The 18,018-nt window shown below is 71.0% G+C and carries 17 protein-coding genes; 8 read left to right on the top strand and 9 right to left on the bottom strand.

All coding sequences use genetic code 11. From position 1 onward, the window contains the following. The first annotated feature begins 55 nt into the window (after positions 1-55). Complete coding sequence (locus tag BLU79_RS40405) at positions 56-1,408, top strand: serine-threonine protein kinase (protein ID WP_093911029.1); 1,353 nt, start codon at positions 56-58, stop codon at positions 1,406-1,408. A 54-nt stretch (positions 1,409-1,462) separates the two neighbouring features. Here the strand turns inward: BLU79_RS40405 and BLU79_RS40400 are convergent, their stop codons facing one another. Beyond that, entirely contained in the window at positions 1,463-4,258 is a 2,796-nt protein-coding gene (locus BLU79_RS40400; RefSeq protein ID WP_093911028.1) for a penicillin acylase family protein, read from the bottom strand. Between the two features lie 232 nt (positions 4,259-4,490). On the opposite strand from BLU79_RS40400, the gene BLU79_RS40395 reads away from it, so the two are divergent. Continuing rightward, positions 4,491-5,096, top strand: a complete 606-nt coding sequence (locus tag BLU79_RS40395) for a hypothetical protein (RefSeq protein WP_093911027.1) — start codon at positions 4,491-4,493, stop codon at positions 5,094-5,096. A 110-nt stretch (positions 5,097-5,206) separates the two neighbouring features. Further along, positions 5,207-5,944, top strand: coding sequence for a 3-keto-5-aminohexanoate cleavage protein (locus tag BLU79_RS40390; RefSeq protein WP_177001359.1), 738 nt, complete (start codon positions 5,207-5,209; stop codon positions 5,942-5,944). Here BLU79_RS40390 and BLU79_RS40385 read toward each other — a convergent pair. Next, positions 5,890-6,624 (bottom strand): hypothetical protein, encoded by a 735-nt coding sequence (locus BLU79_RS40385; protein ID WP_093911026.1) that lies wholly within the window; start codon positions 6,622-6,624, stop codon positions 5,890-5,892. The two genes, BLU79_RS40390 and BLU79_RS40385, sit on opposite strands and share 55 nt — an antisense overlap. A gap of 151 nt (positions 6,625-6,775) precedes the next feature. Here BLU79_RS40385 and BLU79_RS40380 point away from each other — a divergent pair, with 151 nt between their 5' ends. Further along, positions 6,776-7,843, top strand: coding sequence for an RNA ligase (ATP) (locus BLU79_RS40380; RefSeq protein WP_093911025.1), 1,068 nt, complete (start codon positions 6,776-6,778; stop codon positions 7,841-7,843). A gap of 114 nt (positions 7,844-7,957) precedes the next feature. Here the strand turns inward: BLU79_RS40380 and soxR are convergent, their stop codons facing one another. Then, positions 7,958-8,455 (bottom strand): redox-sensitive transcriptional activator SoxR, encoded by a 498-nt coding sequence (soxR, locus tag BLU79_RS40375; protein ID WP_093911024.1) that lies wholly within the window; start codon positions 8,453-8,455, stop codon positions 7,958-7,960. Between the two features lie 108 nt (positions 8,456-8,563). Here soxR and BLU79_RS40370 point away from each other — a divergent pair, with 108 nt between their 5' ends. After that, positions 8,564-9,025: a MaoC family dehydratase gene (locus BLU79_RS40370; RefSeq protein ID WP_093911023.1), complete on the top strand. Its 462-nt coding sequence runs from the start codon at positions 8,564-8,566 to the stop codon at positions 9,023-9,025. Positions 9,026-9,037: 12 nt separating this feature from the next. On the opposite strand, the gene BLU79_RS40365 is transcribed toward BLU79_RS40370, so the two are convergent. The 3 genes from BLU79_RS40365 to BLU79_RS40355 all read right to left on the bottom strand — a co-directional run bounded on the left by BLU79_RS40365 (position 9,038) and on the right by BLU79_RS40355 (position 11,265). Further along, positions 9,038-9,661 (bottom strand): TetR/AcrR family transcriptional regulator, encoded by a 624-nt coding sequence (locus tag BLU79_RS40365; RefSeq protein ID WP_093911022.1) that lies wholly within the window; start codon positions 9,659-9,661, stop codon positions 9,038-9,040. 101 nt (positions 9,662-9,762) lie between these two features. Then, positions 9,763-10,053 (bottom strand): YiaA/YiaB family inner membrane protein, encoded by a 291-nt coding sequence (locus BLU79_RS40360; protein ID WP_093911021.1) that lies wholly within the window; start codon positions 10,051-10,053, stop codon positions 9,763-9,765. A 60-nt stretch (positions 10,054-10,113) separates the two neighbouring features. Beyond that, positions 10,114-11,265 carry an acyl-CoA dehydrogenase family protein gene (locus BLU79_RS40355; RefSeq protein WP_093911020.1) on the bottom strand — a complete coding sequence of 384 codons (1,152 nt, stop codon included), beginning with the start codon at positions 11,263-11,265 and terminating at the stop codon, positions 10,114-10,116. A gap of 104 nt (positions 11,266-11,369) precedes the next feature. On the opposite strand from BLU79_RS40355, the gene BLU79_RS40350 reads away from it, so the two are divergent. The 3 genes from BLU79_RS40350 (at position 11,370) to BLU79_RS40340 (ending at position 13,917) form a co-directional block, all read left to right on the top strand. Continuing rightward, positions 11,370-12,011: a TetR/AcrR family transcriptional regulator gene (locus tag BLU79_RS40350; protein ID WP_093911019.1), complete on the top strand. Its 642-nt coding sequence runs from the start codon at positions 11,370-11,372 to the stop codon at positions 12,009-12,011. 68 nt (positions 12,012-12,079) lie between these two features. Continuing rightward, entirely contained in the window at positions 12,080-12,790 is a 711-nt protein-coding gene (locus BLU79_RS40345) for an ArsR/SmtB family transcription factor (RefSeq protein WP_371132032.1), read from the top strand. A gap of 188 nt (positions 12,791-12,978) precedes the next feature. Further along, positions 12,979-13,917 carry a DMT family transporter gene (locus BLU79_RS40340; protein ID WP_177001365.1) on the top strand — a complete coding sequence of 313 codons (939 nt, stop codon included), beginning with the start codon at positions 12,979-12,981 and terminating at the stop codon, positions 13,915-13,917. Here BLU79_RS40340 and BLU79_RS40335 read toward each other — a convergent pair. The 3 genes from BLU79_RS40335 to BLU79_RS40325 all read right to left on the bottom strand — a co-directional run bounded on the left by BLU79_RS40335 (position 13,909) and on the right by BLU79_RS40325 (position 17,924). After that, the gene (locus tag BLU79_RS40335) at positions 13,909-15,231 is read right to left on the bottom strand and encodes an MFS transporter (RefSeq protein WP_093911016.1); all 1,323 of its coding nucleotides are present in this window, start codon (positions 15,229-15,231) and stop codon (positions 13,909-13,911) included. The genes BLU79_RS40340 and BLU79_RS40335 overlap by 9 nt on opposite strands. 213 nt (positions 15,232-15,444) lie before the next feature. Then, positions 15,445-16,524 (bottom strand): Zn-dependent alcohol dehydrogenase, encoded by a 1,080-nt coding sequence (locus BLU79_RS40330; protein WP_093911015.1) that lies wholly within the window; start codon positions 16,522-16,524, stop codon positions 15,445-15,447. A gap of 11 nt (positions 16,525-16,535) precedes the next feature. Further along, complete coding sequence (locus tag BLU79_RS40325; RefSeq protein ID WP_093911014.1) at positions 16,536-17,924, bottom strand: aldehyde dehydrogenase family protein; 1,389 nt, start codon at positions 17,922-17,924, stop codon at positions 16,536-16,538. Positions 17,925-18,018 lie beyond the last annotated feature (94 nt).

Below are 18,018 nucleotides of genomic sequence, written 5' to 3'. Positions count from 1 at the left end.
GGTAGCAGGACGATGCGCCCGTATCGCACCACTTCGGGGGACGAGGGGGCCTGTCATGGCGGATCCGGCAGTGAGCGTGACTCCCTACTGGGAGCTGACCTTCGACGCGGACGGAGATCCGGACGCCGGCAGGCGGGACCGGCTGCTGGCCGGCGTGGCGCGGCACGACGTCCGTGATCTGATCGTCTTCACGCACGGCTGGAACAGCGACCGCTCGGGCGCGACCCGGCTCTACGACGGCTTCTTCGCCCCGATCCCGCGGCTCGCCCCGGCGGCGAAGGTCGGGTACGTGGGCGTGGTCTGGCCGTCGATGCGGTTCTCGGACGAGCCCATCCCCGACTTTCCGCGGGCCGTGGCGGCCGAGATGCCCCGCCGGCCGGTCCTCGACAAGGACACGCGGCACGCCCTGCTGGAGACCTTCCCGGGGCGGGCGACCGTGATCGACCAGATCGCGCGGCTGTTGGACCAGCAGCCGCGTGAGGAGGCCGAGTTGGAGGAGTTCGGGCGGCTGGTGCGGATGCTGGTGGACGTCGTGCCGCCGGGGCCGCAGGCGCTGTTCGCGGCGGACACGCTGCGCGAGGGGGCGCCGCAGGACTCGCCCGACATGTTCTCGGGATCCGTGGCGGCCGTGTGCGAGGAGTTCGCGCGGGCGCTGACGCTTCTCGAAGCGCCCGAAGGGGCGCCGGACGGTGCCCCCGACGGAGCCCCGTCCGCGGAGGCCTCCTTCTCGTTGCCGAACCCTTGGGAGGGCGCGCACGAGTTGCTGCGGCAGGCGACGTACTACGCCATGAAGCGGCGCGCGGGGACGGTCGGTGAGCGCGGTCTCGGCCGGGTGATCGGGCAACTGGCCGCGCGGGAGCCCGAGGTGCGGGTGCATCTGGTCGGGCACAGCTTCGGCGCACGGCTGGTGTCCTTCGCGTTGCGCGGGCTGCCGAAGGGGGTGCGCACGGTGAAGTCGGTGACGCTGCTCCAAGGTGCCTTCTCGCACTACGCGTTCGCGTCCCGGCTGCCGCACGACGCCCGTGCCGGCGGGGTGTTGGAGGGCCAGCACAACCGTATCGACGGACCGCTGGTGTGCTGTTACTCGCGGCACGACTCGGCTCTGTCCACGATGTATCCGCTGGCCTCCCGCATGGCAGGGGACGCGCGCGGGATCGCGGCCCTGGACGTCGGCCGGATGCTGGGCGACAAGTGGGGTGCGATGGGGCACGACGGGGTGCAGGCCGTGCCGGGGACGAAGTCACTGAAGCTGGCCGACGCGCTGAAGGCGAAGCTGCCCACCTCGGGATGCGTGAACATCGACGCGGCGACGGTCGTCAAGCGGGGCGGGGCACCGGCGGGGGCGCACAGCGACATCGTGCACCGGGAGCTGGCGCAGGTGGTGCTGGCGGCGGGCCGCATCAAGTGACCCGCCGCCGGCAACCAGTTCATCCGCGATATCCCGTAGGCCCCACCTGTCCCGTCACCGATGTGACGTGAACTCCACGACCTGCTGATACGTCGGGCGGTTCTGCCAGCTGATCTTGCCGTGCTTGATGCCGCCCAGGGTGCGCTGGACGATCGAGTCGGCACACCACTGGTCGCCCGCCGAGCACTGGTCGTCGCCGGGGTAGACCTGGGCGGCGGTCTTGCCCGCCGCCTCCTTCAGGGTGCTGATCAGGATGTCCCGGCAGGCGCTGAGGCTGCCGCCACCGCAGTACTCGCGGTCGAGCGGGCCCTGCACGGACTCGCCGAGCACGGACCGGATGTCCTTGTCGACATAGCTCCACCAGCCGTACTGGAAGGAGCTTCCGGCGTGCGAGCCGGTCGGGCCGTGCGCGGCGGACGGGGACTCGTCGATGGGCAGGTTGTTCGCCATCGCGGCGTACAGCTCACTGCCGAGCCCCGGCTCGAACTCCGCCTTCACCAGCAGCGGCCACCACGCGTCCAGGATGCGGATCGCGTCGGCGTTGGCGTACGTCTTCGAACCGGCGGACGTCTCGGTGCGCTTGGCACCCGCCGACAGCCACGTCTGGAGCTTGCTCACCGCCGCCGCGGCCGTCGGGTCGGTCACCGTGGAGCTGCCCACGACCTTGAGCAGGTCCGGCACCACGTCCTCGGCCCGCAGGTCGGCCAGGCCCGCGTCGGCCATCGCCTTGACCAGCGCGGCCCGGGTCACGCCGCCCGCGGCGACCAGCTTCTTCACCCGGTTCTCCAGCAGGTTGCCGCGGTGGACCGAGCCGTCGCCCCAGGGGGCGGTCGTGTAGTCCTGGGCCTGCTTGTTGTTCCAGGAGATGTAGTAGTCCTGGTCGATGGAGTTGGGGTGCTCGGACGGCGGGGTGTACTGCGCCGTGTTCGTCGTCGGGTCCCAGCCCCGCCACTCGTACGCCGACTGCGCCCAGACCGGGAACTCCGCGTCGACGCCGGCCGCCCGGACCGGGTTGTCGCCGCTGTTGTAGTAGGCGGTGTGCTCGGAGTCGACGTAGAACCAGTTGAAGGTGTAGTTGATGTGCTGCACCGCCTTCTGGAAGTCCGCCGGGCCCTTGACGTAGTCGGGGTCGTTCAGCATCTGGAAGCCGATGATCGAGTCGGCCTCGTGCATGAAGGACGAGCGCAGGGTGGTGTAGGCGACCTTCTTGCCGCCGACGGTCGCGCGGTGGGTGACGGGGCCGTACTTCGTGCGCCAGACCCGCATCGTGTACGAGCCCTCGGGGGTGCTGTCGGCGGTGGTCGGCTTCCAGGCGTTCTTCTGCTCGATCTTCTCCATCGCGGTGCAGGTGCCGCGGTGGAGGTAGTGGTAGTCGTCCTGGCACAGCTCGACGGCGTAGGTGTCGATGATGTCCTGGCCGGAAGTCGTGGCGCTCCACGAGTAGTCCTGGCCGCGGCCGAGCTCGACGTACATGCTCAGGCCCGCGAAGGAGGCGCCGCGCGCGCTGATGCCCGGGCCCTGGATCTCCTGGAGCAGGAGGAGCTGGGGCGCGAAGTAGCCGGTCTGCGGGCCGAAGACGGCGACCGGGTGGCCGCTCGCGGTGTGCTCGCCGCCCACCACCAGGGCGTTGGACATGCCCCGCTTGGCCGAGGTCATGGCGGTCTCGGCGGCCGTGGTCGAGGCGCTGCTCGCGGCCGACGATGCCGCGCTGCCCGTACGGTCGTAGACGAGCTGTTCCTCGGTCACCGCACCGGCGTCGGGCAGGGCCTCGCCCTGCGGGTCGGCGGGCTTGCCTGCGTAAGGGAAGCTCTTGTCGTGGACGGTGACGACCGCCTCGGGGTCGTTGCGCTCACGGAACGACTCCCACAACTTCGTGCCCTCGGCCACGCCGTACTTCTCCTGGGCGGCCAGCAGGGAGATCGCGTTGTTGACCTCGCCGCCGCCTCCGGAGCCGAACAGGGCGCCGATGACGGAGCCGAGCGCTACCAGGTCGGTGATCTTGAAGTGCTCGATGGTGCCTGCGTTGGTGACGGAGTCCTTGTGGCCCGTCAGGACGTACTCGCCGGGGAAGTAGCGGCCGCTGTCGGAGGCGTCTATGTAGGCGTTGATGCCGTCGAGGTAGGCCTTGGCGTCGGCGAGGGCCAGCTGCCCGCGCTCGCCGTTGTTGGCGACAGCGTTGTCGATCTGTGCCTGCAGATCGGCCTCGGTGTACGGCGCGTGGCGCCAGAACTGCTGCTCCAGGCCCTGGTTGGAGGCCGCACCGCCCGCGAACGAGGTCAGCTGTCCGCGTCCGACGTGCCGGAAGACGTCCATCAGCCACAGCCGGTCCTGGGCCGCCGCATAGCCGGCGCCGAACTCCGTGCCGTATCGGGTGGTACCGGTGATGTGCGGCACACCCGTCTTCTTGTCACGGACGATCGTCACGTCGCCGCGTCCGGCGGGATTCACGGTGGAGGCGACTTGGTCGGAGGGAACGCCGAACGAGGCGTCGTTGAAGAAGTTGTTGATCGTCGCATTGGTGAGGCCGGAGTGGCCGGTGGCCAGGTTGGCGTAGGGGCCCAGCTGGTCGGAGGCGTGCTCCGGCATGGTTCCGAAGGCCTGGTTGACCAGGATCTGGGCGAGGGTGGCGTTGCCGTTCTGGCCCGGCGGCAGGATGTCGGAGCACTGGTTCCCGCAGTAGTCGTTCGCGGCCGTGACCTCGGCCGCCGCCTCGGGCGCGGCCACCGCTTGGGAAAGAGGTGACAAAAGACCGGCAATCAGCGCGCATACGGATGCGGTCTTCAGGAACCCGGGGAATCCGCCGGGAGTTCTCAGTCTGGACAGGGCGTTTCGGGGGATACGCCGTGGCATGGCAGCTCCTACCGACGAGGGTGGGCCGAGAGTGTTACCGGCGGTATCCCCGGGATTGAAGATGAACATGCGTCACTTTTTGGAGTCACCAGGGCTCGCTATGGAGGTCATCGGAAATCGGATGGAGCCGAATCGCTTGTCGATACGTCTATTCGTCAACGTCGCGCGAAGTCCGTGCGGCGACGCCGAAGTGACCGAAGTACAGGTGCAGGTGTGACGGAGGTGCAGGGCGATGGCCGGTTTCCGGAGTCTGGCGAGACAGGTGCGAGATCCGCGGTGCGATCTGGCGCTGCGGCGCTACTCACTGCGTAAGTGCCTTGAGCGGTTCGCTCCTTACGGGCACAGGGCGACCTGGGACCACTTGTGCTCCCGGGCGGGATTCGGTCCGGAGGACCGGTCCCCCGATCCTGCGCGGCTCGTGGCCGCGTTGGACGAGCTGGAAGAGGCGCGTTCGGTCTGGCTGGCCTATGAGGTCGAGTTCGCCGAGCGGCGCAAGAGGGAAAAGCACGACGGACTGCGCAGGCCGGGCAGTGTGGACGACTGGCACCGGCTGACCTGGGGCGGTTTCGGAGTCGCCTGGTGCGACGACCCCCGGGTCCACCCGGACGAACCGCTGGCCGAGGTGCTGCGCCGACTGATCTCCGCGCTGGAGCGCGATCCGGGTTCGGAGTGCCCGGCGTGCGGCGGGGAGCGGCTGATCTGGAAGTACGACCTGGCCCATGAACCGTCGTCGGGCCCGGTCTGCACGGACTGCGGAATCGTGGTGCCGCGTCCGGTCCTCACGCCGGAAGCGCTGGCGGCGTCACGGCGCGAACGGCGGCTGCTCATGTCCGCCTAGTACGACGGGGGTGCGCCGGGGATGCCGCACCCCCTTTTGCCGACCACGGCCGACGCGGGGTTCGAGGCCGCCCAGCCGCCGTTGTCAGTGGTGACTGGCACCATCGAGACATGATCCAGGTGTGTCTGAACGGGCCCCGAGGGGCGGGCGACGGCGCTGCGGTGCCTCTGTCGCCGCAGGCCCTGGCCGAGTCCGCCGCCGCCGCGGTAGCGGCCGGTGCCACGGACATCCATGTCCACCCGAAGACCCCTTGCGGACAGGACAGTCTGTCCCCGCGTGTGCTCGCGCCGGTGCTCGACGCGATACGGGCCCGGGTATCGGTCCCGGTCGGTGTGACCACGGGCGCCTGGGCGGAACCGGATACGGCGGCCCGCGTGGAGCGCATTCGTAGCTGGTCCGCGATCTCGGCCCTCCCCGACCACGCCTCCGTCAACTGGCACGAGCCGGGCGCCGAGCAGGTGGCTGCCGGGCTGCTGGAGCGGGGCGTCGGCGTGGAGGCGGGCATCTGGTCCGGCACGGACGGCGCGGCACGGTTCGCCGCCTCGCCGCTCGGGCCGAGGGTGCTGAGGGTGCTGGCGGAGGTGACGGACCCCTCGGCGGATACGGCCGAGGAGACCGCGCGTGCTCTCCTGGCCGACCTGGGCTCGGCGTTCGGCCGTCCGGTGCTGCTGCACGGGGAGGACGGGGGCGCGTGGCCGGTGCTGCGGCTGGCGGGGCGGTTGGGGTTGGCGACGCGTATCGGCCTGGAGGACACGCTGGTCCTGCCGGACGGGGAACGGGCCGTGTCCAACGCTCAGTTGGTGGCCGAGGGACTGGTCCAGTACGGGTGGGCCCAGCGCTCGTCGTAGGGCAGCGCGAGGAGTTCGGTGCGGATCGCGAGGTCGGGCTCGCTGCGGGCGCGCAGGCGCGCGGGGGCGTGTGCGGTCAGCCAGGACTGGAGTTCGGCGACGACGGGGGCCTCGTCGGCGTGATACCACCAGCCGAACGGCGCGGCATCGGAGTCCAGGTGGTACAGCCAGGTCGCCGCGCAGCTCGCGAGGTGGGCGTCGGCGACGGGCCCGCTGTCCCAACGGTCGAGCAGCGGCGTCATGGTTCCGAGGATCATCGCGCAGGCCTCGAACACATCGGCCACGGGGTACGGCGACTCGGCCGCCGTGAGAACGTCCTGCCACCAGGCGTACACGAACGCCTCGACGGCGGCGGCCTGCTCGGCGGGCCAGGCGCGCCAGTCGACCCGGCTCAACCCGTGGCTCCCCCAGCCGATGCCGTCCAGTGTGCCCTCGGCCATCGCATGCGCGGCCTGCGGCAGAAGGCGCCGCATCACGGCGGCGTGGTCCTCGAAGTGGCCAGGGACCTTGAAGACGAACCTGCCGACCAGATCGGCGGGCACGCGCGTGTACGGCGTTCGCAGATACGCCGTCTCCTCCGGGAGAAAACACCGCTCGCAACCGGTCTCGGTGGGGCTGGCGAAGCCGTTGAAGACGGTGTCGATGTCCGCGAGGGCGGCGTCGAGGGAGGGCGAGGACATGGAGGTCGTCCCGTCAGGACTCCGTGCGCGGCGGCGGGCCACCGGCCGAAGATCGCGACGATACCAGCCGCTAATCCGATCGCTCCAGCCCTTTCCCGTGCGGACAGTTGGGGGCGATGAAACGTCATCCGAGTCCCTGAAGGAGCCCCTGATGTCGACGCTGCGCGTCACCGCCGAAGTGCTGACCGTCCACGAGCATCCCAACGCCGACGCCCTGGAACTGGCCCAGGTGGGCCTGTATCGGGCCGTCGTCGCCAAGGGCGCGTACCGCACCGGTGAGGCCGCCGTGTACATCCCCGAGCAGTCCGTGCTGCCGGCCGGGCTGATCGAGGAGCTGGGGCTGACCGGGCGGCTCGCGGGGAGCAAGGCGGACCGGGTCAAGGCGGTGCGGCTGCGGGGTGAGCTGTCGCAGGGGATCGTGTGCCGGCCGAAGGCGCTGGCCGACGTGGATCTGGTGCGGTCGGCCGCGGAGGGCACCGACTTCGCCGAGGCGCTCGGGATCACGAAGTGGGTGCCGCCGATCCCGCCCACGATGTCGGGTGAGGTCGAGTCGGCTCCGGACCTGCTGCCGTGGGTCGACATCGAGAACATCCAGCGGTATCCGGGCATCTTCACACCGGGTGAGCCGGTGGTGCTGACCGAGAAGCTGCACGGGTCGGCGTGCCTGCTGACGTATGTCGCCGACGGGGAGCGGGTGTACGTCTCCTCCAAGGGCTTCGGGGCGAAGTCGCTGGCGCTGAAGGAGGAGCCGCGGAACCTGTACTGGCGCGCGGTGCGGGGGCACGGTGTCGCCGAGGCGGCGGCCCGGATCGCCGAGCGGCTCGGGGCGCGGCGGGTCGGGATCTTCGGGGAGGTGTTCGGGGCGGGAGTGCAGGACCTGAACTACGGAGCCGACGGGCGACGGGCGACGTTGGGGTACGCCGCGTTCGACGTGTCCGCGGAGATCGACGGGCAGGTGCGGTGGCTGGACCCGGCCGAGGTGCTGGAAGGGGAACTGCCCCTGGTGCCGAGGCTGTTCGAGGGGGCGTTCGACATCGAGCGGGTGCTGGAGGTCGCCACGGGGCGGGAGACGGTCTCGGGGCGGGAGCTGCATCTGCGGGAGGGCGTGGTGATACGTCCGGTTGTGGAGCGGTACAGCGCGGTGACCGGGGGTCGGGCCATCGCGAAGGCGGTGAGTCCGGCTTATCTGACGCGGAAGGGTGGAACCGAGTACGAGTGACTTGGGGCCGCCGGTCGGCAGGTGTCCGGCGTCGGGGCGAGCGCGAAGGCAGGGTCTCGCTCGCCCGGCGCCGGCCGGGTGCCGTTCTCACGCACACTGTGCCCGCGCCCGTCTCTAGCCCCCGGCCCGGCCCGGCCTCCCCTTCTGTCGGCCTCCTCCCGGTTCCACCATCAGACGCGACCCCGCCTGGCGTTCGCCGAAGGCGTCGTCCGGGTTGGAGAGGACGCAGGTGTCGAGGGAGAGGCAGCCGCAGCCGATGCAGTCGGTCAAGTGGTCGCGGAGGCGGTTCAGTTGCTTGATGCGTTCGTCGAGTTCCGAGCGCCATGCCTCGGACAGGTGCGCCCAGTCCTCATGCGTGGGGGTGCGTTCCTCGGGGAGTTCGGCGAGGGCCTCGCGGATCGTGGCCAGGGGGATGCCGACGCGTTGCGCCGCCCGGACGAAGGCGACCCGGCGAAGGGTGTCACGGGTGTAACGGCGCTGGTTGCCGGACGTGCGGCGGCTGGTGATCAAGCCCTTGGACTCGTAGAAGTGCAGGGCGGAGACGGCGGCGCCGCTACGGGCGGCGAGCTGGCCGACCGTGAGCTCGTGGATCTTCTCGGGGATCTGGGGCACCCCCCAAACCTACCTACCCCGTCACAGCCCCGTTCCGTTGACAGGGGCCGCACGCTTTAGCATGCTAAGCAGTTGCTTAGACATGACAGCGACGCGAGAGGCCCAGACATGGCAGAGCCGAGGATCTTCACGTCCGCCGACGACCTGAAGGCGGCGGTGGGCGAGCAGCTGGGGTACACGGACTGGCTGGAGGTCGACCAGAAGCGGGTCGACCTGTTCGCGGAGGCCACCGGCGATCACCAGTGGATCCACGTCGACCCCGAGAAGGCCGCCGCGGGCCCCTTCGGGACCACCATCGCCCACGGCTACCTCACCCTGTCGCTGCTTCCGCTCTTCGGACCTCAGCTCATCTCGGTCGAAGGCGTGAAGATGGGCGTCAACTACGGGACGAACAAGGTACGTTTCCCCGCCCCGGTGCCGGTCGGCTCACGCCTGCGCGCCACCGCCACGATCAGCGGCGTCGAGGACGTGACGGGCGGCGTGCAGGTGAGCGTCGCCTTCACCGTGGAGCGCGAGGGCGGCGACAAGCCGGTGTGTGTCGCCGAGTCGGTGTCCCGCTACTACCTCTGAGCCGGCAGCGGGCTACTTCGCCCCCACCATCCGCAGCACGAGGTCGGCGTACAGCGCGCCGACCTCGTCCGGTGTCCAGGGTCCGTCGACGCTGAACCAGCGGGCCACGTCGATGCAGAGCGACAGGACGGCGAGGGTCGTACCCCTCACGTCCAGCACGTCGAAGTCGCCGGCCGACGCGCCGTCCTCGATGATCGCGCGCACCTCGGCGTCGCACTGCCGGCGCAGCGCGAGGATCTCGGCACGGGCGTCCGGACCGAGCGAGTCCAGCTCGTACTGCACGACCCGCGCGGTCGTACGCCCCCCGGCGTGCCAGCGGACGAAGGAGCTCACGGCGTCGGCGAGCCGCTCGGCGGGGGTGCCCTCGCGGCGGGCCGCGGTCCGCAGGATGTCGAGGGCCTTCTCGTGGCCGATCCTGCTGATGCGGTGGAGGAGCTCTTCCTTGGTCTTGTAGTGGATGTAGAGCGCGGCCGGGCTCATGCCGGCGCGGCCGGCGATGTCACGGGTCGTCGTGGCGTGATAGCCACGCTCGGCGAAGGCCTCCACGGCGGCGATCAGCAGCCTCCGGGCCGCGTCGGGCGTGACCTCACCCCACGCCGACGTCTCGTCGCCGGCCGTCTCCTCCGCCGTACTCATCGCTCACTCGCCCCTCTCGCTGACAGAACCTCCACCATACCGCCGATGCTGAGCGAGCGCTTAGTGAGGCGGGTCGGAAGGTGGGATGTCCATGCGAGGTCTCAGAGCTGCTTCTCGAAGGGGTCGTGCTCGGCGAGCAGCTTCTCCAGGCGCGCCTGGTCGACCCGGCTGACGATCTGCCCGGCCTCCTGGCGGTCCCGGATGACCTTGGCGAGGGTGAACGCCGAGGTCACCAGGTAGAGAACGGCGATCGCGAGGAACCCGCGCACCCAGGCGTTGGCGTTCAGCTGGTAGATGCCGATGCCGGTGGCGGCCATGGCGACCGCGAAGGAGGCCACGGCCTGCCCGTAGAACGCCGCTGTGCTCTGCTGTTTGACCGGTGTGTCACTCATGGGGAACAGGGTCGGTGATGGTGGCGCGGGGCACATCCGCCGACATACTCAGACACATACTCAGAACGCCGAAACCCCGGTCAACGCCCGCCCGATGACCAGCTTCTGGATCTGGCTCGTGCCCTCGTAGAGGGTCATCACGCGGGCGTCGCGCAGCAGCTTGCCCGCCGGGTACTCGTCGATGTAGCCGTAACCGCCGAAGACCTGGAGGGCGTTGTTGGCGGCGCGGACGGCGGCCTCCGAGGCGAAGAGCTTGGCCTTGGAGGACTCCACGGCGAAGGGCAGCCCGCGGTCGATCAGGTCGGCGACCCGCCAGGTCAGCAGGCGGGCCGCGTCCACGTCGACGGCGATGTCGCTGATCAGCTCCTGGACGAGCTGGTGTTGGGCGATCGGCTTGCCGAACTGCTCGCGCTCACCGGCGTATCGGACGGCCGCGTCCAGCGCGGCCTGGGCTATGCCGACGCACCCCGCGGCGACCGACATCCGCCCCTTGGCCAGGGCCGACATCGCGACCGAGAAGCCCTTGCCCTCCTCCCCCAGCATGGCCGACGCGGGCACCCGTACGTCCTGAAGGACCAGCTCGGCGGTGGCCTGGCCGCGCAGGCCGAGCTTGCCGTGGATGGTGCGGCGGGTCAGGCCGGGGGCGCTGGTGGGGACAAGGAAGGCGGAGACGCCCTTGTGGCCGGGTGCCTCGGTGGAGCGGGCGAAGAGCAGGACGACGTCGGCCCAGGTGCCGTTCGTGATGAACATCTTGGTGCCGTTGATGACGTACTCGTCGCCGTCCCGCACCGCCCGCGTGGCCAGGTTGCCCGCGTCGGAGCCGGTCCCCGGCTCGGTGAGTCCGAAGCAGCCGACCAGTTCGCCCGCGGCGAGCCCCGGCAGCCAGCGGCGCCTTTGCTCCTCACTCCCCCACGCGGCGATCGTCTTGGCGACCAGACCGAGCGAGACCGACACGATCCCGCGCACCGAGGAGTCGCCCCGGCCCAGCTCCTCGGTGACCAGGCAGTACGCCAGGTGGTCGCCGCCCGAGCCGCCGTACTCCTCGTCGATCGTCAGGCCCAGGAAGCCGACCTCGCCGAGCTTCTTGACGATCGCCCGGTCCACTTCCTCGGCCCGGTCCCACGCGACGACGTGCGGGGCGATCTCGCGGTCCACGAAGTCCCGGGCGAGCCGTCGGACGGCGGTCTGCTCCTCGCTGAGCTCAAGGTTCATGCCGAGTCACCCCACAGGCAATGGCCACCGAGGGCCGTCCATTGAAAGCCGTACATTTAAATTAGCACTGCTAGTTTCCATCCGGCAGCCCTACTATGTGCGCCATGGCCCGACCGCGCAAGCCCCTCCTCAGCTACGACCGGATCATCGAGACGGCCCGCGAACTCGTGGACGCGGAGGGCCTGTCGGCGGTCTCCACGCGCCGCCTCGCCGCCGAACTGGGCGTGAGCGGGCCGTCCCTCTACAACCACTTCCGCACCAAGGACGAGATCCTGGAGGCGGTCGCCGACTCGGTGAGCGCGCAGGTCGATCTGTCGATGTTCGAGGACGACCGGGACTGGCGGACCGCTCTGCACGACTGGGCGGTCTCCTACCGGTCCGCCCTGCGTGACCACCCGAACATCGTCCCCGTGCTCGCCCGGGGTCCCGGCCGCCGCCCCGCCGGTCTGCGCCTCGCCGACGCCGTCTACGGCGCGATGGTCGCCGCGGGCTGGCCGCCGGCACAGGCCACGTCCATCGGCGCGCTGATGCGGTACTTCATCATGGGCTCGGCGCTCGGCTCGTTCGCCGGCGGCTTCGTGGACGACGCGAGCGCATACGACCCCGCCGACTACCCCCACCTCGGGCAGGCCCACCTCCTCGCCGAGCAGCAGGAGAAGATCGACGAGCGGGCCTTCGAGACGGGGCTGACGGCACTGCTGGACGGGTTGGCGCGGCAGTACGAGCAGGTCGGGCGGGCCGGCTAGACAGCGGCCCGGCACCGGCCGGAATCCTTCGGCGGGCGCCGAAGTGTCCGTGCCGCATGCTGGGACGCATGGCCTCCAAGGATCCCCAGGCACCGCAGCTCGCCCGGCTCGCCGCGCTCATCGCCGACGAGACCCGGGCCGCCTGTCTGCTGGCGCTGCTCGACGGGCGCGCGTGGACCGCCGGTGAGCTGGCGCGGCACGCCGGGGTCGCCGCGTCGACGTTGAGCGAGCACCTGGGCAAGCTCGTCGCGGGCGGGCTGCTCACCGAGGAGCGGCAGGGGCGGCACCGGTATGTGCGGCTGGCCGACGCGCGGGTCGCCCAGCTGGTGGAGGACCTGGCCGCGCAGGTGTCGCCGAGCGTCACCGTACGGCCCCGGAATCTGCGGGAGTCCAGCGCGGGGTCCGCCATGGCACGCGGGCGCACCTGCTACGACCATCTCGCCGGGCGGCTCGGCATCGCGGTCACCGACGCGTTGACCGCGCGCGGGCTGTTGCGGCAGGACACGGGGTTCGCGCTCACTGATGCGGGGGTCGGCTGGTTCGGCGCCGTGGGTATCCGGCTCGATCGCACCGGGCGTCGGCCGCTGGCCCGGGGCTGCCTCGACTGGACCGAGCGGCGGCCTCATCTGGCCGGTGTCGCGGGCGCGGCTCTGTGCCGGCATGTGCTGGAGGTGGGGTGGTGTGTGCGGATCGGGTCGGAGCGGGCCGTAAAGGTGACAGACACCGGCGAACGAGCGCTGTTCGAGCTGCTGGCCATCGAGACGAGGGCACTGCGGTGAGCTGGGCGGCCCAGGGGGTGGTGTGTCGTGTCGTGTGCCGAGTGCGGGTCAGTGGGGGCTGGTCGCGCAGTTCCCCGCGCCCTTGGGTTGGCTGCAGCAGACGCCGCTCACAGGCCCCCGCACTCCTACCTTCCCGTCCGAAATCCGCGAGCCCTCGCCCACCCTCCCCTCCTAGCCTCTGGAGCATGATGAACGACTCCCCTGCCCGCCGTCCCGAGCTCCTCGCCGCCGCTGCCGCCACCGTCACCGTCGTGCTGTGGGCCTCGGCCTTCGTCTCCATTCGCAGCGCGGGGGCCGAGTACTCGCCCGGCGCACTCGCCCTCGGGCGGCTGCTCGTCGGATCCCTGGTCCTGGGGGTCATCTGCCTCCTTCGGAGGGAGGGGGTGCCCCCTCGGGCGGCCTGGCCCGGGATCGGGATATCGGGGCTGTTGTGGTTCGGCTTCTACAGCGTCGTGCTGAACTGGGGCGAGCAGCAGGTGGACGCCGGTACGGCGGCTCTCGTGGTGAACATCGGGCCCATCCTCATGGCGCTGCTGGCCGCGCGGGTGCTGGGTGATCCGATGCCGCCGCGGCTGCTGGCCGGGATGGCGGTGTCGTTCGCCGGTGCGGTCACCGTGGGGCTGTCGATGTCGGGCGGGGGCGGGTCCTCGGTGCTCGGCGTGGTGCTGTGCCTGCTCGCCGCGGTCGGGTACGCGGGCGGTGCCGTGGCGCAGAAGCCGGCGCTCGGCCACGCGAGCGCGCTCCAGGTGACGACGTTCGGGTGCCTGGTCGGCGCGGTCCTCTGTCTGCCCTTCTCCGGGCAGCTGATCGGCGAGGTGGCCGACGCCTCGCTGTCCGCCACGCTCAACATGGTCTATCTGGGCGTCTTTTCATTGGCGCTGGCCTTCACGACCTGGGCGTACGCCCTGGCCCGGACGACCGCCAGCCGTATGGGCGCGACCACGTACGCGGTGCCCGCGCTGGTCGTGCTGATGTCCTGGGTGGCGCTGGGCGAGGTGCCGGGGCCGCTCACGCTGGCGGGTGGGGTGGTGTGCCTGGCGGGGGTCGCCGTGTCGCGGTCGCGGACGCGGGCCGCCCGGGTCGTGGCCGCCACGCCACAACCCGAGCAGGCCCGGGAATCAGCGTGAACGCGCCCTGTCCGCAAGGACCTTGATGGACAGCAGGGCGATCACCGAGAGGCCGATGATGTAGCCCGAGACCGCCATCGAGGTGCCTGTGGCCTCCAGCAGCAGCACCATGATGAACGGGGCGAGGCCACCGCCGAGCACGGCCGCGATCTGGTAGCCGAGGGAGGCGCCCGTGTAGCGCATCTCGGGCGTGAACAGCTCGGCGAACAGGGCCGCCTGGGGGCCGTACATGATGCTGAGGAAACAGCTGGCGACGAACGTGCCGACGGCCAGCCACAGCAGTGAACCGGTGTCGATCAGCAGGAACAGTGGTACGGCCCACAGCGCGATGCCGGCCGCGCCGATCGCGTAGATACGGATACGGCCGACCTTGTCGGAGAGCGCGGCGGCGGCCGGGATCAGGACCAGCTGAGTGAGGCTGATGCAGAGCGAGACCGTGAGGACGGCGCTCTTCTTCATGCCGAGTTCGCGGGTCGTGTAGTCGAGCACGCCGGTGATGATGATGTAGAAGGTCGCCGTGTTCACGGCGAAGGAGCCGCCGGCGAGGAGCACCGTACCGAGGTGGTCGCGCAGGATCGTCCGCAGCGGAGATGACTGCTCGCCCTTCTCCTTCTCGGCCAGTTTCTTCTCCGCGTCCCGGAATTCGGGGGTCTCCTCGACGCGTGTGTGGATGTACCAGGCGAGCACGAGGACGAACAGGCCGACGAGGAACGGCACACGCCAGGCCCAGGCCGCGAACTCGGCGTCGGTGGTGAACGCGCCGGCCAGCAGGAACACCGTGTTGGCGGTCACCACGCCGATGGGGACGCCGAGTTGGACGAAGCTGCCGTAGATGCCGCGCTTGCCCTCGGGGGCGTACTCGGTGGCCATCAGCATCGCGCCGCCCCACTGGGCGCCGACGGCGATGCCCTGCAGCACGCGGAAGAGGACCAGCAGGATCGGCGCGGCGACGCCGATCGTGTCGTAGGTCGGGAGCAGGCCGATGCCGGTGGTGGCGAGGCCCATGAGGGTGAGCGCGAGGACCAGCATCGGCTTGCGGCCGCGCTTGTCGCCGAGCTGGCCCGCGACGATGCCGCCGAGGGGGCGCGCCAGGAAGCCGACGGCGAAGGTGGCGAAGGAAGCGAGCACACCGGCGGTGGAGCTGCCGGCCGGGAAGTAGAGGTCGCCGAGGACCAGTGCCGCGGCGATACCGAAGACGAAGTAGTCGTACCACTCCACGGCTGACGCGAGAGCGGCGGCGGTGGCGACACGGCGGCGGTTGCCGACGGCGGTAGCGGTAGGGGTGAGCGGCTGGGCGGAAGGTGCCGTGTCCATGCGTGCACACTCCGGTGGGTGCGGGGACGGAACGGGGGGTGGCTCGGGTTCCGGGAACGTACTGACCGGACGGTATGGACGTCAACGGGTTGCACAGCAGGAGTTTTGCCTGTACATGGCACGGAGAGCGGGTTCCGGGCATGCCTGGAGCCCCGGCCTCGCACGGAGACCGGGGCGCGCGGCAGACAGACCCGGGGCCTGTCCGGCGAGTCCCTAGAACACCACCAGCGCCCTGCCGCCCTTGCCCGCCAGCATGTTCTCGAACGCCGCCGGGATGCCCTCCAGACCGATCTGCTCCGTCACCAGCGCGCCCAGGTCCAGGCGGCCCGCCCGCACGTGCTCGGCCAGGACGGGCAGGTCGCGGGCCGGGTCGGAGTTGCCGTAGACGCAGCCGGAGAGGGTGCGGCCCCAGTGGAAGATCTCCAGGGCGTTGAAGGTGACCTGCTGGTCCTTGCCGCCGATGCCGACGACGGTGGTCCGGCCGCCGCGGCGGGTGGAGTCCCAGGCCGTGCGGATGGTGGTCGCGCGGCCGACGCACTCGACGGCCACGTCGACGCCCTGCTTGCCCGTGAGGGCGCGGATCTCGCGGGCGGTGTTCTCGGAGGCGACGACGTAGTCCGTGGCACCCGCCGCCCGGGCCAGCTCCTCCTTCTCCGGGGAGACGTCGACCGCGACGATCTTCGCGGCGCCCGCGATCCGGGCCGACTGGAGGGCGGCCAGCCCCACCCCGCCGACGCCGAACACCGCGACCGTCTCGCCCGACCGGACCCGCGCCGAGTGGTGCACGGCGCCGTAGCCGGTCAGGACGGCGCAGCCGAGCAGGGCGGCGTCGGTGAGCGGGATGCCGTCCGGGAGCGGCAGGACGCAGCCCGCCGAGACGACCGTCTCCTCGGCGAACGCGGCGACGTTGAGGCCGGGGTGGAGGTCGGTGCCGGCCGCGGTTCGGGCGTAGACGTCCGCGGCGCCGTTCAGCGCGTTGGCGCACAGCCAGACCTCGCCGAGCCCGCAGGCATGGCAACTGCCGCAGGACGGGGCCCAGTTGAGGACCACGCCGGCGCCGGGCGCGACATGGGTGACGCCCTCCCCCACGGCCACCACCGTGCCGGCGCCCTCATGGCCGAGGACCGCGGGGACCGGCACCCGCATGGTGCCGTTGGACAGGGACAGGTCGGAGTGGCACACCCCGGCGGCGGCGAGACGGACGTGGACCTGGCCGGGGCCGGGGTCGGGAAGCTCGATGTCCGTGATCTCCAGGGGGGCGCCCACTTCGGGCAGGACGGCGGCGCGAACCACGGATACGCTCCTCAGAATTGCAGGGACTTGGTCTGGAGGTACTCGGTCAGGCCGTGCGCGCCGAGTTCGCGTCCGACGCCCGACTGCTTGTACCCGCCGAAGGGGGCGAGCGGGTTGAACCGGCCGCCGTTGATGTCGACCTGCCCGGTGTCCATACGGCGCGCGAAGGCCACCGCCTCCGCCTCCTCGCCCGCCCAGACGGCGCCCGCGAGGCCGTAGACCGTGCCGTTGGCGATCCGCAGGGCGTCGGCCTCGTCCTCGTACTTCAGGATCGACAGGACCGGGCCGAAGATCTCCTCCTGCGCGATGGTCATCTCGGGCGTCACATCGGCGAAGACGGTCGGGCTGACGAAGTAGCCCTGCTCGCGCGGCGCTTCGGGCCCGCCCGCAACGAGGCGCGCGCCCTCCGCGACGCCCTTCTCGATGTAGCCGCGCACCCGCACCTGCTGCTTGGCGTTCACCACCGGTCCGATGCGCGCGCCGTACTTCGCGGCGGCGGCCCCGGCCAGCTCCACCGCCTCGTCGTACTGGTCCCGGTGCACCAGCATCCGCGTCCAGGCGCTGCACGTCTGCCCGGAGTTGGACATGACGTTGGCGACGCCGACGTTGACGGCCTTGGCCAGATCGGCGCTCGGCAGGATGACGTTGGCGGACTTGCCGCCCAGCTCCAGCGCGACCTTCTTGATCGCCGCGCCGGCCACGGCGGCGATCTGCCGGCCGACGGCGGTGGAGCCGGTGAAGGAGACCATGTCGACGCCCGGGTGCTCGGCGAGCGCCTGGCCCGCGACCGGGCCGAGGCCGGTGACCAGGTTGAAGACACCCGCGGGGACGCCGGCCTCATGCACCGCCTCGGCGAAGAGCTGGGCGACCAGCGGTGTGTCCTCGGCGGGCTTCAGTACGACCGTGCAGCCCGCCGCCAGCGCCGGGGCTGCCTTGGCGACGATCTGGTGGAGGGGGTAGTTCCAGGGGGTGATCGCGCCGACCACGCCGATGGGCTCGTGGTGGACGGTCGAGTTGCCGACCTTCTCCTCGAAGGCGTACGTCTCCGCCAGCTCGGCGTACGAGCCCGCGACCGCGATCGGCACGCCCGCGTGGACCGCCTGCGAGAAGTTCAGCGGCGAGCCGAGTTCGGCGGTGACGGTCTCGGCGATCTCGTCCTTGCGGGCGGCCAGGATGTCCCGGAGGGCGGCCAGCCGCGCGGCCCGTTCGGCGGGCGGGGTCGCGGCCCAGGCCGGGAGGGCGGCACGGGCGGCCCGTACGGCGCTGTCGACGTCGGCGGCGATACCGGCCGGGACCCGGCCGATGACCTGCTCGTCGACCGGGTTCACCACCTCGATCACATCCCCGCCCGCCGCGGGGCGCCAGGCGCCGTCGATGTACATGCCGTCGTGTGCCTTCATCGCGCTTCCTCCCGGGCGGGCCGCTCGTCGACCGGCTGCCGTATCCGTTGTCCGGCCCACAAACTAGCGGCGATAGTTTTACCGCGCCAGACAC

Origin of the sequence: Streptomyces sp. cf386 (genome assembly GCF_900103585.1) — a bacterium.
Taxonomy (GTDB): domain Bacteria; phylum Actinomycetota; class Actinomycetes; order Streptomycetales; family Streptomycetaceae; genus Streptomyces.
This window is presented reverse-complemented; position numbering and strand designations above follow the sequence as displayed.

Bases quoted from the DNA above. Each gene is read 5' to 3' on its own strand.
- BLU79_RS40365 (WP_093911022.1), bottom strand. From the start codon at position 9,661: ATGAGTACGGCGGAGGAGACGGCCGGCGACGAGACGTCGGCGTGGGGT.
- BLU79_RS40385 (WP_093911026.1), bottom strand. From the start codon at position 6,624: ATGTCCTCGCCCTCCCTCGACGCCGCCCTCGCGGACATCGACACCGTC.
- BLU79_RS40400 (WP_093911028.1), bottom strand. From the start codon at position 4,258: ATGCCACGGCGTATCCCCCGAAACGCCCTGTCCAGACTGAGAACTCCC.
- BLU79_RS40380 (WP_093911025.1), top strand. From the start codon at position 6,776: ATGTCGACGCTGCGCGTCACCGCCGAAGTGCTGACCGTCCACGAGCAT.
- BLU79_RS40350 (WP_093911019.1), top strand. From the start codon at position 11,370: ATGGCCCGACCGCGCAAGCCCCTCCTCAGCTACGACCGGATCATCGAG.
- BLU79_RS40395 (WP_093911027.1), top strand. From the start codon at position 4,491: ATGGCCGGTTTCCGGAGTCTGGCGAGACAGGTGCGAGATCCGCGGTGC.
- BLU79_RS40325 (WP_093911014.1), bottom strand. From the start codon at position 17,924: ATGAAGGCACACGACGGCATGTACATCGACGGCGCCTGGCGCCCCGCG.
- BLU79_RS40335 (WP_093911016.1), bottom strand. From the start codon at position 15,231: ATGGACACGGCACCTTCCGCCCAGCCGCTCACCCCTACCGCTACCGCC.
- BLU79_RS40390 (WP_177001359.1), top strand. From the start codon at position 5,207: ATGATCCAGGTGTGTCTGAACGGGCCCCGAGGGGCGGGCGACGGCGCT.
- BLU79_RS40340 (WP_177001365.1), top strand. From the start codon at position 12,979: ATGAACGACTCCCCTGCCCGCCGTCCCGAGCTCCTCGCCGCCGCTGCC.
- BLU79_RS40360 (WP_093911021.1), bottom strand. From the start codon at position 10,053: ATGAGTGACACACCGGTCAAACAGCAGAGCACAGCGGCGTTCTACGGG.
- BLU79_RS40405 (WP_093911029.1), top strand. From the start codon at position 56: ATGGCGGATCCGGCAGTGAGCGTGACTCCCTACTGGGAGCTGACCTTC.
- BLU79_RS40370 (WP_093911023.1), top strand. From the start codon at position 8,564: ATGGCAGAGCCGAGGATCTTCACGTCCGCCGACGACCTGAAGGCGGCG.
- BLU79_RS40345 (WP_371132032.1), top strand. From the start codon at position 12,080: ATGGCCTCCAAGGATCCCCAGGCACCGCAGCTCGCCCGGCTCGCCGCG.
- BLU79_RS40355 (WP_093911020.1), bottom strand. From the start codon at position 11,265: ATGAACCTTGAGCTCAGCGAGGAGCAGACCGCCGTCCGACGGCTCGCC.